14 protein-coding genes are annotated in these 16,734 nt (G+C 49.8%); 2 read left to right on the top strand and 12 right to left on the bottom strand.

Annotation, left to right across the window (positions count from 1 at the left end; genetic code table 11):
* Positions 1 to 5 precede the first annotated feature (5 nt).
* The 8 genes from OGY19_RS10255 to proB form a co-directional block, all read right to left on the bottom strand.
* Positions 6 to 701, bottom strand: a complete 696-nt coding sequence (locus OGY19_RS10255) for a fimbrial biogenesis chaperone (protein WP_043015294.1) — start codon at positions 699 to 701, stop codon at positions 6 to 8.
* Positions 698 to 2,314, bottom strand: coding sequence for a fimbrial adhesin EcpD family protein (locus tag OGY19_RS10250; RefSeq protein ID WP_115600905.1), 1,617 nt, complete (start codon positions 2,312 to 2,314; stop codon positions 698 to 700). The genes OGY19_RS10255 and OGY19_RS10250 overlap by 4 nt, the downstream gene beginning before the upstream one ends.
* Before the next feature lie 4 nt (positions 2,315 to 2,318).
* Complete coding sequence (locus OGY19_RS10245) at positions 2,319 to 4,811, bottom strand: CS1-pili formation C-terminal domain-containing protein (RefSeq protein ID WP_124020705.1); 2,493 nt, start codon at positions 4,809 to 4,811, stop codon at positions 2,319 to 2,321.
* A gap of 58 nt (positions 4,812 to 4,869) precedes the next feature.
* Positions 4,870 to 5,547, bottom strand: a complete 678-nt coding sequence (locus OGY19_RS10240) for an EcpB family pilus assembly chaperone (RefSeq protein WP_115600906.1) — start codon at positions 5,545 to 5,547, stop codon at positions 4,870 to 4,872.
* A 52-nt stretch (positions 5,548 to 5,599) separates the two neighbouring features.
* Complete coding sequence (gene ecpA, locus OGY19_RS10235) at positions 5,600 to 6,187, bottom strand: common pilus major fimbrillin subunit EcpA (protein ID WP_061067345.1); 588 nt, start codon at positions 6,185 to 6,187, stop codon at positions 5,600 to 5,602.
* Between the two features lie 596 nt (positions 6,188 to 6,783).
* The gene (locus tag OGY19_RS10230; protein ID WP_115600907.1) at positions 6,784 to 7,503 is read right to left on the bottom strand and encodes a Crp/Fnr family transcriptional regulator; all 720 of its coding nucleotides are present in this window, start codon (positions 7,501 to 7,503) and stop codon (positions 6,784 to 6,786) included.
* Between the two features lie 271 nt (positions 7,504 to 7,774).
* Positions 7,775 to 9,028, bottom strand: a complete 1,254-nt coding sequence (gene proA / locus OGY19_RS10225; RefSeq protein WP_061067343.1) for a glutamate-5-semialdehyde dehydrogenase — start codon at positions 9,026 to 9,028, stop codon at positions 7,775 to 7,777.
* A gap of 11 nt (positions 9,029 to 9,039) precedes the next feature.
* Positions 9,040 to 10,143 carry a glutamate 5-kinase gene (gene proB, locus OGY19_RS10220; protein WP_003031373.1) on the bottom strand — a complete coding sequence of 368 codons (1,104 nt, stop codon included), beginning with the start codon at positions 10,141 to 10,143 and terminating at the stop codon, positions 9,040 to 9,042.
* Between the two features lie 289 nt (positions 10,144 to 10,432).
* Between proB and phoE the strand changes: the two genes are divergently transcribed.
* Positions 10,433 to 11,488, top strand: a complete 1,056-nt coding sequence (gene phoE / locus OGY19_RS10215) for a phosphoporin PhoE (RefSeq protein ID WP_048212528.1) — start codon at positions 10,433 to 10,435, stop codon at positions 11,486 to 11,488.
* Between the two features lie 56 nt (positions 11,489 to 11,544).
* On the opposite strand, the gene crl is transcribed toward phoE, so the two are convergent.
* From crl to gpt, 3 genes are all read right to left on the bottom strand, one after another.
* Positions 11,545 to 11,946 carry a sigma factor-binding protein Crl gene (gene crl, locus OGY19_RS10210; RefSeq protein ID WP_005133595.1) on the bottom strand — a complete coding sequence of 134 codons (402 nt, stop codon included), beginning with the start codon at positions 11,944 to 11,946 and terminating at the stop codon, positions 11,545 to 11,547.
* 57 nt (positions 11,947 to 12,003) lie between these two features.
* On the bottom strand, positions 12,004 to 13,248 hold the full coding sequence (frsA, locus tag OGY19_RS10205; protein ID WP_115600908.1) for an esterase FrsA: 1,245 nt from the start codon (positions 13,246 to 13,248) through the stop codon (positions 12,004 to 12,006).
* Positions 13,249 to 13,346: 98 nt separating this feature from the next.
* Positions 13,347 to 13,805, bottom strand: a complete 459-nt coding sequence (gene gpt / locus OGY19_RS10200; protein WP_048212530.1) for a xanthine phosphoribosyltransferase — start codon at positions 13,803 to 13,805, stop codon at positions 13,347 to 13,349.
* Positions 13,806 to 14,066: 261 nt separating this feature from the next.
* Between gpt and pepD the strand changes: the two genes are divergently transcribed.
* Positions 14,067 to 15,524, top strand: coding sequence for a cytosol nonspecific dipeptidase (gene pepD, locus OGY19_RS10195; RefSeq protein WP_115600909.1), 1,458 nt, complete (start codon positions 14,067 to 14,069; stop codon positions 15,522 to 15,524).
* A gap of 101 nt (positions 15,525 to 15,625) precedes the next feature.
* Here pepD and dinB read toward each other — a convergent pair whose 3' ends face one another.
* A complete protein-coding gene (dinB, locus tag OGY19_RS10190) occupies positions 15,626 to 16,681 on the bottom strand; it encodes a DNA polymerase IV (RefSeq protein ID WP_048212532.1) in 1,056 nt (351 codons plus the stop codon).
* Positions 16,682 to 16,734 lie beyond the last annotated feature (53 nt).

Here is a 16,734-nt window from a genome sequence, read left to right as displayed (position 1 = left end):
ACTTACTATTGATTGAGTTTGAAGCACCCCTGACCCACTGGAATGTATTTCTGCAACGCTACGATAAACTTTCGGTTTTTAGTTTTGAGCTCACTGCTACGCCAGGTTTCACCCGGCAACACATAACGCATGGTGGCTTCATCATCGGTTGAGTTGCACCCCTGATGTACGATGATTTTAAAAAAAGTATTCCCGGTGTTTTTCAATGTTCCGTTAGCCTCATCAATGGTGTAGGCCAGATTTATGTTTCTCGGGCGAACAACCAATATGGTGTCCATAGCGATCACCGGGAGAGCCTGCCCGCCTTTCCCTTGATTACGTTCAGTAAACAGCGTGATCGGCATTTCACGAAACAGAATTCGGTAATAGCGTTCTTTATCATCCTGCGGCCCACGGTAGAAAATCTTAAAAAACTCACTCGCCTGCGGAGCCAGTGAAAAATTCAGCGGAGTAAACAGAAGTTCGCCTTCAGCAATAGCACTCCTGTTTTCTCCTCCCGGTCCCGGCTTATCAATTTTTACTGCGCCGATACTGTATAAATTCTGTTTCTGGCTATCGTTATAGATTCGTTTACTGATAAATGATTTATCCGACGGCATCTCATAAATGGTCGACTCCAGGTAGACTGCCTGTGTAGAGAATGCTGTCAGACCGGAAAGTAGAATAAATACCCATCTAAGCGCCAGACGACGGCGGTTCATGGCGTCACTCCCACCCAATTCGCCGTGACTTTTATCTCTCCACTAGCGCTGACGACACCTTCCCAGTCAGCGCCGGAAACGGTTAACATCGAACGCGAATCATTCATTGGGAAAAGCAACTTTAAATCAGTAGCATAATAGCTTCCATCGTCATTGTTATTTGCGTCCCAGGGCGTCTGTTGCCACTGCGCATCTCTCATACTGACTGCCGCTTCACTGCAGCTATTTCGTTTTTGCACCACGCCCCCCGACTGACTGTTGTACTGCAGAAAAGCGGGAATGGGGACGGACAGCCCGCCTTGCGCAGACGTAAACAGACAGTAGGGCACACTGTTTATCGTCGTACTTTCCCCAATAACTTGCGCGGTGATACTGTCGGCCTGACGGGGGCCAGAGACGGTTACGGTGTAATCCATTTCTATAGGAGCGGCATCACCAATCGTGCCACTACCGCTCGCAGAAGCTGTGTTGTCCGAAGAGACGATACTGATCCCATACTCCTTCGGCACAATATTGAGCTGTAGCGAAGGGGTAAACTGGTAGTGTCCTGACTCTGGTGTTAAGCCATTATAAAAGCCGAAGGTAAAGGGCTGACTGTTAGTAATGCTGATCCCTGAATCGACAAGATTCTTCAAAAATGCTTTTGACAGAAAAATATAAATGTATTCTCCAGAGGTCGTAAAAACGTTGTAATAAGCAGTTGAAGTACCATAGTTATACCAGTTTGAACCATTCCCGGAGTATCTCACGGTGGCCGCTCCGGGCGTAAAACCTAGCATCGCCGTGTCGACAAAAGCGCGAAACGTCAAGGAGGCGGTCAGATTGGCCGTTTGTTGCAAGTTATAACTCACCATTTTGCAAATCACACCGTCAGTACCGCCCACCACGCCAAGTTCGCAATAACCAGAGTCTTTGGTGATGCTCGGCGTACCGTCGCTGGCAACCCAAAGCTCCTGAAATGCGTTAGTCGAGACAAGTGACAGATGACCGCGTTTAGTTAACGTGTAATTGACGTAATTCCATGCTCCTGTCGATTGGTCTTTGCACCGTTGCCCGGAAGAATAATCATAATTTACAGAAGTATAACAGCGGTTGAACACATAGGTTTCGCTGCTACCAGTAGGCACATTGCGAAAGTACTCATAAGCAGTATCGGTCAGGGAAGCGAATCCGTAGGCGCCACCAATAACGCCTGCGACAGAGCCGACCTGCGCATGATAAAAACCGTTTTTGTCTGTGCCCAATCCGGCAATAAACCCGGTTGATGGACATTGAGTGCCACTATAACAACGGATTCCCCGGAAAGGCCCGTTAATCGGGGAGTTATCAATCCACATGTCCTGATAATAATTTCCAGGCGCAGTCCAGCCAACAAAACCTAAATACCCGAGACTGACCTGAGAGGTACCGTATTTTATCCACGTGTTTGACCCGCTGAAACGTGGATCAAGTGCCGATGGGGTAATAAAGTATTCACTATCAATGGCATTTTCGATAAACAAATAGTTATTACTGACTGATCCCGAAGAGATTGCATTCAACGCCAAAGCAGGCACAGGTGAAAAACTCCCTACGGTACAGATTACAGTAGCTAATTTAATCAATACTTTCATTTTATTACCTCTGCGCCATCGTGGTTTGCGTTGCACATTTCACATCACCAATCCACGCTGCGCCCCGTGCTTTTTCCAAATCAAGATCGGCTTCGCATATGCTGCCATTGGCTGAAATTAACGTGATGACCGGATACTTTTTATCGATATCAATAGCAAACTCACCCTTCTCATCCGTACGCGTTTTACCGATGTGGTTATGGATATCGGTATTTGCAGCCAACTGCCCATCGGGATAACGAATGCGCCCGAATACGGTGACCATGCTTTTCACTTCAGGGTTGATAACACCCACATTACCCGGATATAGCGTCAGCTCCTGTTTGCGTCCTGAAACAATATCGAAGCTGTCCTCAGAGTTTTTATCATTGAGGATTTCCAGCTTGTACTGAGCATAGGGCGGCAGTGCAATGAAATTTGATTTACCGCTGAGAAGATAGTTGCGGTTATTAATCTTCGCAGCCAGTTTCCCTTCGCCGGTCAAATCTGTTTTCACAATGATGCCAGACCGCTGCCGCTCTTTACTCAGGCCGAAATCTTTACCTGCCCACGCCAGAGAACCCTGGGAAGAGAAGTTCATATTGGTGGAGTTGTCAGCAGAACGCGTTACCGATACGGTGCCGGCGTTATATTTCGTGTCATAACTCAAATTGCCGTTTACCGAATAATTATTGTCGTAATACTGTTCACCACTCAGACGCGTTGATGCCGACAATCCGACCGATTTAATCGGGCCCTCAGCATACTGCTTGCGCGCGCTAAGATTACCCTGAGTACTGCCATAGCGATCCCGGGAGACGCCCATGCTCAACCAGGATGCCAACGGCAACGATAAATCCAGACTGACATAACGTTCCTGTCGCCCATCGTCATTCCGGTTGTTGTAGTAATAACGCTGAATACCTGCACGCAACCCAACCGTGGCATACCTGCCTGAATAAAGGGTCGTGCTGTAGTCCAGATTACGATATTTATTTCCCGAGTAGCGATTCTCCGTCTGACTCACGGTGAGCGAACCGCCATGAGGAATAAACTTTCCGAGGTTAAGAGTCCCGCCAATGGAATAATTATCACGCTCCTGCATGGGCAGACGATCGCCAATTTTACTGTCTTCACGAGATGCCCAAAGGGAACCGTATCCCTCAGGTACATTAAGGTTGATGTTACTGATATTCCGCCATGACGAATCGTTCGCCACCAGCGTCTGATTGCCAATGCTTACGTATTCATTCACATTGAGCGTGACATCCGTTTCATTAACCGCATTGTTGTCAAAACCGTAGAGCGTGGACTTCAGGCCCAGCCCCGACAATATCGCCAGCGTCACCGATGCGGCCCCCCCGGCAATCCAGGTCTGCTCGCTGCCCAAATCCTGATAATGATTTCGCTTATAACTCACACGGTCATAATCCAGTGAACCACCAAACAGCTGCCACGAGAGCTGATCAATCCCGGCAGCTTGCTGGCGGGCAAAGATTTTATTAACCCTGCTGATACGACTATTAATTGTCCGGCCATTGACCACGATATCTACCGTGACGTCATAAACACCATACGGAAAACGACTGGTATCAATTTCATAACTGCCCATATTAAAGTTCTGCACGCTGAGCAAACGCCCATCACGGAAGACATGAACCTCGCCAGCGGCTGGCAAAAATACGGTAATCGGCGTAAGTGAAAGCGCGGTATTCTCAACAACCGTACTTCCTTTGTTTCCGTAGCTCACACCGTAAATTTTCCCGCCATTCAGTGCATTCAGGCTGGCAATAGACTGGACATTCCAGGTGTCGAGCATCCCGAGCGCCAGTCGATAACCGTCATAATCACGCTCATACATCGCACGATAAAGTTTGCTGGTGCCGTTGCTGTCGCCGATGCCGTAAAACGAACCGTTAATGTTGATATGGTGCTCACGCAGCGATGTTGTGTTGTCCACCGTCAGATAGCTGCGGGTACTGCTGCCATTATGATAATCGTTGTAGTAGGTACCAAAGTTATAGTTCAGGACGTTAGAGAGAGACTCCACGCTGGAAGGTCCAAGCAGGCTACTGCGTGCGACAATCGCTTCAGTTAACGCATCTTTGCTGACAATCATCTCCAGGTGAAATGAAGAGACGTTGAGCTGCAGGCGTGCATTGTCCGATAGCTCGATATTGGTGTTATCGTGAAATTTCACATCACGAATTTTTTCTACCAACGCACGAGTTTTTCCAGATAACACGGCATTATTAGGCAATTCAGCAAGAGTCAGGGCTTTAACTGTAATATTGCCATCAACAAGCGAAATCACCGCATCGGCAATCTTTTGCTGACTTTTCTCGTCAGTCTCGTTGTAACGAATATATACCGGCACCGTCATTCCCTGCTCCAGTGAACGGGCGAAAGCACTGGGAATAACGTAATTACCCACTTTTACTGGGGCTGCATGTGAAGTTCCTGGTGTCAGCGCAAGAAAAAGACAAATGCTACCGCCGACAATATTTATTGTTGTCATATGCATCCTTACATTCCGGTATTTTTATTTATCCCGTACAGATGGCTGCAATCGACCATCACTTCACTGTAATAAACTGCTTACCGTGCCAGATACCGATGCGTGAACGGCTATTGCTGATGTCGGTAAACTGTAATTTTATTTTCGTACCCGGCATAATGTAATAACGTTCGCGACAACCTCGTCCCTGATCGCGAGCCTTATCCTTACAGGCGCCATAGGCGATCACACGAAACGAAACATTGCCAGTATTGGTAATAACATCGCCATTGCGGCTGTATTCAAAACGCTCTTTTCGCGGAGCGACCACCAGAATAGTGCCAATTTCTGCCGACGCTGTTGCAACCGCCATTTTATTCGCCCGGGTTTCCACGCTCTCGGTGACCGGCTCATCTATCCATTGCAGACGATAATAACGTTCGAGATCATCTGCTGGTCCTTTATAAAAGAAGCGAAAAACATCCTTTGCCTGACCAGGAAGAATAAGATTGGCAGGTGTAGAAAGTAACTCTCCGGAATTAACAGGCTTTATTTCGACTCCCCCCGCCAAAGGTGATGACAATTGTTTTACCGAAACACTGACATAACGCGCCGCATCAGTTGTATTAGTAATTTCTTTCGATAATGAACTCTCAGCAGAAGTCATTATCGATGTGATTTCACCCACATTAATTGCCCATCCGGGAAAAGATGCTACTAACCCTACCAACATCGCTGTCGGTAAATATTTTTTCATGACGCCATTCCTGATAAATTCGGGAGAAAAAATTCTCCCGAATTTTTATTACTTAGGCAGACGGAGTCGTCCAGGTTGCATTAAACTGTACTTTTACATCGCCGGTCCAATAGCCGTCTGGCAGAGCAGAGTAATCCGTTACTGCCTGGCTACCATCAGAAGTCGCTGACGCGATGGTGAATTTGAAGTTGGATTGATCGCTGACACGAGCAGCACCGTTATAAGCGCCATCAGCCATCAGGCTTTCAAGACCAGAAGTCGAACTGGAGTTAACCAGGACAGTATCTGATGAATTAGTCAGCGCGGTGCCATTCCATGCCACCCCTACGTTCAGGGTAGACGCATCGCCACTGGCGTTGGTCAGCGTGTTACTAATGATCTGAGCAGTCAGCTCAAAATCAGTTGCCGTTTCCTGACCCTGAATAGTCACATCAAAAGCACCGTCCTGAGAGTTGAAGGCGTTCAGTCCTTCAGCATACTGGAAAGTCAAAGAGTTCAGCGGAGTGACAACCAACATGCTGGTGGTATCTTTTGTTGCCGTCGCGTCCCACGAGGCAGTTGCAGAAGCAGTAACGTCTGCCATTGCATTTGCTGCAACAAATACAGAAGCCAGAGAGGTTACTAATAATAATTTTTTCATTTTTATCTTCTCCTAAGAACAAACTCACCACCGAGTCTTATTTTTAAATCACTCCAGCGGTTCCATTAATTGCGAGCCAGAATTGCCGCGCCAAAAAATTATCATTTGAATTAAGTAACATCTCAACAAACCCTGAAACGCAAAAATTACAAAAAACTAAGAATTTTCCCACCAAAAAATCTATCTAAGAAGTTTCCTAAGACGCAATTACTTAAAATATGCCATGCTTCAGAATTATCACCCACACAAATAAGTAATACCAAACAATTCATCTTTTTTATGTTTTTGATAAATATCAAAAAGATCATACAAATAGCACCTAAGCAAAACCCTTACAAAACATAAAGATAATTAACACCTCCATATTTTCTCTATAATGCTTATTATTTGTTGCAATTATGCTAAATTTTTAACTTCACAAGAAAATTCTCATAAAATATTCATATATGAGGGAATATTCTTATAAAATAAGCACTAAGCTGGAGGATTAGTATTCGAATTGATAATTATTTCACAAAAATAAAACCAGGAATTTTCCATATAAAAAGAATATTCCTGGAATATCAAGATTTATATAACGTTCAACCATGAGAGATTTAGCTGAAACCTTTTAATCCCAAATAACTATTAAGTGTTACCGTACGCACTCGATGTAGGGTAATCAAATTTTGTTGTTCGAGGGATTTTAATGAGCGGCTAACGGTTTCAATTTTAAGGTCAAGATAACTGGCAATTTCCTCCCGGGAGAATGGCAAGTGTAGCGTCGTTTCTGGCCTGCCAATACGTAAATGCATCTCGTAAAATTCCACCAGAAAAGCAGCGATCCTGGCCTCAGCATGTTTATTCGCATAGCGCCGCAGTTTTTCAACAATGAATCCATTGTCCCTGCAGAGAAACTTGATGACTGCGGCAGCAACCGACGGATCCTTTTCTGCTACTTTGAACAACCGCGCAATATCGATATGACATACCTCCGCAGCCGTTGCCGCCTTAATCGTTGTCAGGTACTTCCCCCCTTCGACAGCATCCAGCGCCATGATATCTCCCGGAACATAAAAGCGACTGATAAAATCGTTATCACCGCATTCCACGCTGGACTTGCAGTATCCCTCGTGAATAACAAAAAGCATGTTTGCGGCTTCATCCTGCCTGGCGAGTATCTCCCCTGCTTTAAACCTTCTTCTTTTGTCTATTAATCGGTGTTGATTATCACGATCAATTGCCGCTCCCTTTGGACACAGCGAACAATGGCGGGGGGGAAACGGGTCGCCGAGCGGCACAACAGGAATGCGATGTTTGTGAATATCCGATTTCACGCAACAACTCCTCATAAAAATGAGACTGATTCTAATAGATCGGGCCATGGGAACAATACGTGAACTGAAGACCAGGAAAATTCATGCTGGCGGGGAAAATTCTGTGATACATCGCCTTTATGGCGCAGGGACGCATGGGTCAAAACCAGACTGATGATGTTAAAACGCAGGATAGAAAAAATGTGGCAGTGGAGTGAAGGTTAGAATTAACTGGGCGATGCCTTAATAGCCTTGAAAATCAGAGTGCTATTATGGCATCGCCCGTTTTCAATTACGCACGGATCGTGTCGTCGCCGAAGCCAACCCATTTGTATGTAGTCAGTGCTTCCAGCCCCATTGGGCCACGCGCGTGTAATTTTTGCGTGCTAACTGCCACTTCCGCCCCGAGCCCAAACTGACCGCCATCGGTAAAACGGGTGGAGGCGTTCACATACACAGCGGAAGAATCGACTTCATTCACAAAACGATCGGCGTTGCGCAGCGTACGCGTCAGAATCGCATCGGAATGCTGAGTACCATGCTCACGAATATGGGCAATGGCATCATCCAGACTGGTGACGATTTTCACGTTCAGATCCAGCGATAAAAACTCATCGTCATACTGTTCCTCTTTTACCGCTACGACGTTTGCCGGTCCGGCCTGCAACGCGGCAAGCGCAGCATCATCTGCATGAAGCGTCACGCCGCTTTCTGCCATTTGCTGGCTTAGAGCAGGCAGGAAGCGCTCAGCGATACTCTGATTCACCAACAGTGTTTCGACAGTATTACACGTGCTCGGACGCTGGGTTTTGGCGTTAACGATAATCTTCAGTGCCGGGGCGATCTCCGCCGTGTCATCTACATAGATATGACATACGCCAATACCACCGGTGATAACCGGGATAGTCGACTGCTCACGACACAGCTTGTGCAGGCCCGCGCCACCGCGAGGGATCAGCATATCGATGTACTTATCCATACGCAGCATTTCAGTGACCAGCGCACGATCCGGGTTATCAATCGACTGCACCGCGGCAGCCGGTAAACCGCAGGCTTGCAGCGCATGCTGGATCACCGCAACAGTGGCGGCGTTCGTCCGGTACGTCTCTTTTCCTCCGCGCAGGATCGCCGCATTGCCGGTTTTCAGGCACAAGGTAGCCACATCAACGGTGACGTTTGGACGCGCTTCATAAATCACGCCAATCACGCCCAGCGGCACGCGACGACGCTCCAGACGCAGACCGCTATCCAGCAGACCACCGTCAATCACCTGCCCGACCGGGTCAGCGAGATTACACACCTGGCGTACATCGTCAGCAATCGCTTTCAGACGCGCTGGCGTCAGTGCGAGGCGATCAAGCATCGCTTCGCTCAGGCCATTTTCACGCGCCTGTTCAACATCCTGTGCGTTCGCGCTGAGGATGCTTTCCGTTTGCGCTTCCAGTTCATCAGCAATGGTTTCCAGCACGCGGTTTTTTTCGCGACTGGAGAGTAGCGCCAGCTTATATGACGCAGCTTTGGCAGCAATGCCCATTTGTTCCAGCATATGCCTGTTCCTTAACGGGTAATCATATCGTCGCGATGGACAGCAACCGGACCGTATTCGTAGCCCAGGATGGTGTCGATCTGTTGTGAGTGATGTCCGGCAATACGGCGCAGCGCATCGCTGTTATAACGTGTAACGCCATGGGCAATATCGCGCCCTTCCAGATTGCAGATGCGGATCACTTCACCACGAGAGAAGTTGCCTGTCACGCTTTTAATCCCTTTTGGCAATAATGAGCTGCCGCGCTCCAGAATCGCTGCGGTAGCACCCTCATCAACGGTAATTTCCCCGGCAGGCGGCGCGCCGAAGATCCAGCGTTTACGGTTCTCCAGTGGAGAAGCCTGAGCATGAAAACGCGTCCCAACGGAAACGCCTTCCATCACGTCGCCAATCACGCCCGGTTTGCTGCCTGCGGCAATTATGGTGTCGATCCCAGCGCGGCAGGCCACGTCGGCGGCCTGTAATTTAGTCCCCATACCACCGGTTCCCAGACCAGAGACGCTGTCTCCGGCAATGGCGCGCAGCGCATCATCAATACCGTGCACGTCTTTGATAAGCTCCGCCTGCGGATTGGTGCGCGGATCGGCGGTAAACAGCCCCTGCTGATCGGTCAGCAGCAGCAGCTTATCGGCTCCGGCAAGGATCGCCGCCAGCGCCGAAAGATTGTCGTTGTCACCGACTTTAATTTCAGCGGTCGCCACCGCATCGTTCTCATTGATGACCGGAACAATGTTGTTATCCAGCAGCGCGCGCAGCGTATCGCGGGCGTTGAGGAAGCGCTCTCTGTCTTCCATATCCGCACGCGTTAGCAGCATCTGCCCGATATGAATACCGTATATCGAGAACAGCTGTTCCCACAGTTGAATCAATCGGCTCTGCCCTACCGCCGCCAACAGCTGTTTCGACGCTATCGTTGCCGGGAGCTCAGGGTAACCAAGATGCTCACGTCCGGCGGCAATCGCGCCCGAAGTAACGATAACAATACGATGTCCCGCGGCGTGGAGCTGTGCGCACTGGCGAACCAGTTCTACGATATGGGCGCGGTTCAGGCGGCGCGATCCGCCCGTTAACACACTGGTGCCAAGTTTTACCACCAGCGTCTGGCTGTCACTCATGATTCTCTGCCATTCAAAATTGGGGAAAATGATATCAAACGAACGTTTTAGCAGGACTGGCCCCGGTTGCCAACAGCCAGCGCACAAAGCATGAAATTTTATTGCGCAGGATCAGCAAGCGTAGCGGCAGACTTTGACGCATTTATTACAGACACAAAAAAACATTCTTTTTTAAAAATATTCTTACTTTGTCATAAAACGTTCATTGCCAGACGTTAAAAACCCTCCTGTCTTTTAACGGGGATCACACCCAGTAAATATTAGCGCGTACTTTAAATCAGGAATGAAAATGAAAAAGAGCACTCTGGCATTAGTGGTGATGGGAATTGTTGCATCGGCGTCCGTACAGGCGGCAGAAGTCTATAACAAGAACAGTAATAAACTGGACTTGTATGGCAAAGTCAAAGCGATGCACTACATGACTGATTATGACAGCAAAGACGGCGACCAGAGCTATATCCGCTTAGGTTTTAAGGGCGAAACACAAATTAACGATCAACTGACCGGTTATGGTCGTTGGGAAGCTGAGTTCGCAGGGAATAAAGCGGAAAACGAAACCAATCAGCAAAAGACACGTCTGGCTTTCGCCGGTGTGAAATTAAAAGATTTTGGCTCGTTTGATTATGGTCGTAACCTGGGTGCGCTGTATGACGTGGAAGCCTGGACGGATATGTTCCCGGAATTCGGCGGTGACTCTTCCGCGCAGACCGATAACTTTATGACCAAACGTGCTAGCGGCCTGGCGACCTACCGTAATACCGACTTCTTCGGCGTCGTCGATGGTCTGGACCTTACCCTGCAATATCAGGGCAAAAACCAGGACCGCGATGTGAAGAAACAGAACGGCGACGGCTTTGGTACCTCCGTGACGTATGACTTTGGCGGCAGCGATTTCGCCATCAGTGGTGCATATACCAACTCCGACCGTACCAATCAGCAGAACCTGCAAAACCGGGGTACTGGCGATAAAGCAGAATCCTGGGCGACAGGTTTAAAATATGATGCCAACGACATTTATCTGGCAACGTTCTATTCTGAAACGCGCAATATGACACCTATTTCCGGTGGCTTTGCTAACAAAACTCAGAACTTCGAAGTGGTTGCTCAGTACCAGTTTGACTTTGGTCTGCGTCCATCCCTGGGTTATGTGCTGTCGAAAGGTAAAGATATTGAAGGCGTAGGTAATGAGGATCTGGTGAATTATATCGACGTGGGCGCAACATACTACTTCAACAAAAATATGTCAGCGTTTGTTGATTATAAAATCAACCAGCTCGATAGCGATAATAAACTGGGCATCAACGATGATGATATCGTGGCCGTCGGTATGGTTTATCAGTTCTGATGTAACATAAAAAATGCCGGATGGGGTTGCGCCGCCATCCGGCATTTTGCTGTTCATTATGCCGTTAATTTAACCGGCTCATCCTTAAAGTCGTCAGCAGGCTCCAGCGCCAGATTCAGCGTCGTTAACAACCCACGCAACTTTTCATGAAACTCGCGTAAGGTGTATTCCAGTCGCTCTACCACTTCAGTCTCTTTAATCGGCACGGCGGTCCAGTTGCCGTCTTTATCGAACAAACCAAACTGGTAGCTGTACGTAAAGCGTTTCTCCTGCGCTTCCAGCTCCATCCACCAGCCCCAAAATTCACGTTTCTCTGGTGCCGGTTTCACGTTGACGCAAACAGCCAGACAATCGAAAAAGAATCGATTATCTTCGCACTGCCCTTCGCGGATGTACGGGCCAAGCGCGGTGAATTTTTTGATCAATCTACTTTTCGGGTGCCCACTCGGTAACGTCATTGCGATCTCCTTAGGTGAAGCAACTGTTTTACCAAACCAATAAAATTTAGCAATCTATTAACACAATCTATGATTGATCCACCCGGTAATTTCTTGCAGCGCTTTGTCAAAATTGCGATACACCGGGTTGAACGGAACCTCCAGCAGCTTACCGTCAGAAGATGACGACGTAATTAAGCGAGATTCCTCTTCCGGGCTAAACGGATCGTTCTTCCAGAACCCCGACAGCATTGGCGTCGGGCAGCGTCGCCCCAGCAGCCCTTGTACCTTTAATGAATAACGGTTTAGCTCGACGCGTAGCGCTTCATCGGACGCATCGTGCATCCCCAGACGGCTGGCCAGAACGTCAAGATACATTTCCGGTACTGAAGCCTGACGCTGTGGGTCGCTAAGCAGCGCATGAACCACCGGTCCCAGACAGGCCACAGCCTTCAGGCGCGATGATTCAAGATAGGCCAGGCGTACTGCGACATTAGCGCCAAAGCGAAAACCGAATGCCGCCACACGGGTGTGATCCACCCAGGGAATATTCGGCAGCGCTTTTAATACGTGCTGGTGCAGCAGGCTGGAATCCTGGGTCAGTTTCCATTTTGACGAGAACCCAACCGACGGCATATCCAGCGTCAGCATGGCGATACCACGCGGAGCGAAATAGCGCTCATACAGGGTGTAGTAGTCGGTTTGCATAGAATCCAGACCACCGCACATCAGCACCGTCGGGAACGGGCCGTCGCCTTTTGGCATGTGCAGGAAGCCAGTGATTGGCGCGCCGCCGGCAACGGCAAATTCCATCTCGCGCAATGTACCTGGCAGTCGTTGGGCCGCCTCTTCGTAAGCGCGGTTGGCCAGGGCCTGCGCCTGCTCTGCCAGCTCATCACCTTTTAAATGCGGGTATGCTGCAATGTTGTACAACGTGGAAGCATGCAGCCAGTGGCGTCCGCTCACCTGCAGATCCTCTTCCATAGACGCTTTCTGTTGCCAGTCCATCGCCTGCTTCGCCCACTCGTAGATCCAGTTTCCACCACGATAGCCAATGACCGTATCGTAGAGATCTTTATCCGTGCGTTCGGCTTCGCTCATGACGATACGCGCCTGCACCTCAAGGATTTCACGCGGATCGACCCCACGCCAGATCCACATCAGGCGATTCACCATGCGATACCAGTGCGGGATTGTTTTACCATCCAGAGCGGACTGCACAGACGGCTGCGCGCCGTGGTTAAAACGACGAACCAACGTTGACGTTTCAGGATGTTTGAAGCGGGGTTTAAACAGAACTTCGCTGAGGTTAGCCTGCGACATGATTACGGCCTCCATGAGTACTCACTAAGGCATAGTGTAACCTGACACCGCACAAAAAGAACAACGCCCGACAGTGCGGGCGTTGAAAACTTTTTAGATTAGCGACCAGAGATCGGCGGAACAAATACCACGCCCATATCCCACGGCTGCTCAATCCAGGTATCCTGCGGAATATCAACCACATAGTCATTCACCAGCGGGCGACCAGCCGGCTTAGCGAAGATCGTGACGAAATGCGCTTTAGGATACATTTCGCGGATAGCAACGGCGGTACCACCGGTGTCTACCAGGTCATCGATCACGATGAAACCTTCACCGTCACCTTCCGCACGCTTCAGCACTTTCAGTTCGCGCTGGTTGTCGTGATCGTAGCTGGAGATGCATACGGTATCGACATGGCGAATACCCAATTCACGCGCCAGCAATGCGCCCGGCACCAGACCACCACGGCTAACGGCAATAATGCCTTTCCATTGTTCAGAAGGCATCAGGCGGCTTGCCAGTTTACGTGCATGGACTTGCAACATGTCCCAGGTGACGACGTATTTTTCGCTCATGTGAAGTGTCCCAGCCTGTTTATCTACGGCTAATTAATAAATTGAGGGTGAACCAGGTTGCGCGAGATTATAGAGATCTGACGCACTAAAAACCAGTGTTTCGCGGAATCCGCGCCTCTTTTTGCATGCTTTATACTAGCCGTCAGCGAAGAAAGTGGTATTCTCAATCGCATCGCGCAAGCCTGACTTGTGGTGTTTTTAATTCCGCTAACCCCGTGGCCTGCAAGTCAATTTTGCAGGACATCGCCAAGGAGACTCAACGTGTCTGAACTGTCTCAGTTATCCCCGCAACCGCTGTGGGATATTTTTGCCAAAATCTGTTCTATTCCTCATCCGTCCTACCATGAAGAGCAACTCGCTGAACACATTCTGAGCTGGGCCCAGGAGAAAGGTTTCCACGTCGAGCGCGATCAGGTTGGTAATATCCTGATTCGTAAACCCGCTACCGCTGGCATGGAAAATCGCAAGCCGGTCGTTTTGCAGGCGCACCTGGATATGGTCCCGCAAAAAAATAACGACACCGTGCACGACTTCACCAAAGATCCGATCCAGCCTTATATTGATGGCGAGTGGGTAAAAGCCCGTGGCACTACGCTGGGTGCGGATAACGGTATCGGTATGGCGTCCGCGCTGGCCGTTCTGGCTGATGACAGCGTGGTACATGGTCCGCTGGAAGTGCTGCTGACCATGACCGAAGAAGCGGGCATGGACGGCGCATTTGGTCTGCAGGCGAACTGGCTGCAAGCGGATATCCTGATCAACACCGACTCAGAAGAAGAAGGTGAGATCTATATGGGTTGCGCGGGCGGGATCGACTTTACCTCTAACCTGCCGCTGTCGCGTGAAGCAATCCCGGCTGGCTTCCAGAGCTTTAAGCTGACGTTAAAAGGCCTGAAAGGCGGCCACTCCGGCGGCGAAATCCATGTGGGTCTCGGTAACGCGAACAAGCTACTGGTACGTTTCCTGGCAGGCCACGCTGAAGAGCTGGATCTGCGTCTGGTTGATTTCAACGGCGGTACGCTGCGCAATGCGATTCCGCGTGAAGCCTTCGCCACCCTCGCCGTGGCTGCCGATAAAGTTGATGCGTTAAAAGCGCTGGTCAGCACCTACCAGGAAATCCTGAAAAACGAACTGGAAGCCAAAGAGAAAAACCTGGCGCTGCTGCTGGATGCCGTGACTAACGACAAAGCCGCGCTGACTACCTCGTCTCGCGATAGCTTCATTCGTCTGCTGAATGCCACCCCGAACGGTGTGATCCGCAATTCTGACGTCGCCAAAGGCGTGGTAGAAACCTCGCTGAACGTCGGTGTGGTAACCATGACTGACGATAATGTTCAGATCCACTGTCTGGTTCGCTCGCTGATCGACAGCGGTAAAGACTACGTGGTGAGCATGCTGGATTCACTGGGTAAACTAGCTGGCGCCAAAACCGAAGCCAAAGGCGCGTATCCAGGCTGGCAGCCGGATGCGAACTCTCCGGTTATGCACCTGGTTCGTGAAACCTATCAGCGTCTGTTCAATAAAACGCCAAACATTCAGATCATTCACGCTGGTCTGGAATGTGGCCTGTTCAAAAAACCGTATCCGGAAATGGACATGGTTTCCATCGGGCCAACCATCACCGGTCCACACTCCCCGGATGAGCAGGTTCATATCGAAAGCGTCGGCCACTACTGGCGGCTTCTGACTGAACTGCTGAAGTCTATTCCGGCGAAGTAAGTCTGCGCTAAATGCCGGATGGCGCTGTGCTTATCCAGCCTACAAGCAGATTTGTAGGCCGGATAAAGCGTTTAACGCCACCATCCGGCAATACATCAACGTCAAAGCCCCAACAATAACTGCCTTTCTATTTGTGGATCGAGCAGCGTGACATGTAATCCTACCAGCCTCACGCCTCGCCCTCCCCGACGCGCTTCCCAGGTTTTGTGTGCCGTCGCAATTAAGTCGTCTTTATTTAAGCGCGGCCAGACGTGCTCCTGCGTGGTCTGCTGAAAATCATTAAACTTGAGTTTTATCCCCTGGCGGGCGATCAGCAGATCCGGCTTGACCTTTGCCAGACGCCGTTCCAGTTCAGGATAGAGCCGCTCAATAATCGCTTCGCACTCTGACCACTGATGAATATCTTCCGCCAGCGTCCGCTCGACGCCGACGGATTTACGCAGCCGCTCGTTGTTGACGTCCCGCTCGTCAATCCCCTGGCTGCGCTCCCACAACACGCGGCCAAACTTACCAAAACGTTTGAGCAGCGTAGCCAGGTCGTATTTCTGAACATCTTCGCAGGTACGCAATCCCATTGATTCCAGCTTAGCGGCGGAGACTTTGCCGACGCCGGGAATTTTCCCCAACGGCAACGTTTTGAGAAATTCAGGGACATCAGCAGGGGTTATCACATATTGCCCGTTAGGTTTATTGAGATCGGAGGCGATTTTTGCCAGGAATTTAACCGGCGCAATCCCGGCAGAGGCGGTGAGCTGTAGTTCGTTGAAGATCGTCTGGCGGATCTCCTGGGCGATCAGCGTCGCGGAGCCGTGGCAATGAATGCTGTCGGTGACATCCAGGTAGGCTTCATCCAGCGAAAGCGGTTCGATGAGTGAGGTGTAGCGGGAGAAGATCGCCTGAATCTGGCGAGAGGCCTCTTTGTAAGCCTCGTAACGACCGGGTAACAGGGTAAGATGCGGGCACAGCTTTAACGCCATTCCGGTTGGCATCGCGCTGCGCACGCCAAATTTACGCGCCGGATAATTGGCCGTGCTGATAACTCCCCGGCGTTCACGACTACCGCCAATGGCAATGGGAATGTCACGCAGGGCGGGATTATCACGCATCTCCACCGCCGCGAAAAAGCAGTCCATATCGACATGTATGATTTTGCGCATGACTCACCTCTCACAACACTGTTTAAGTATACAGTATTTTTACGATATGAGAA

This window comes from Citrobacter sp. Cy070 (assembly GCF_030332245.1).
GTDB lineage: Bacteria > Pseudomonadota > Gammaproteobacteria > Enterobacterales > Enterobacteriaceae > Citrobacter > Citrobacter youngae.
Note: the sequence above shows the minus strand (reverse complement) of the source record. Positions and strands in the feature narration are given on the sequence as shown.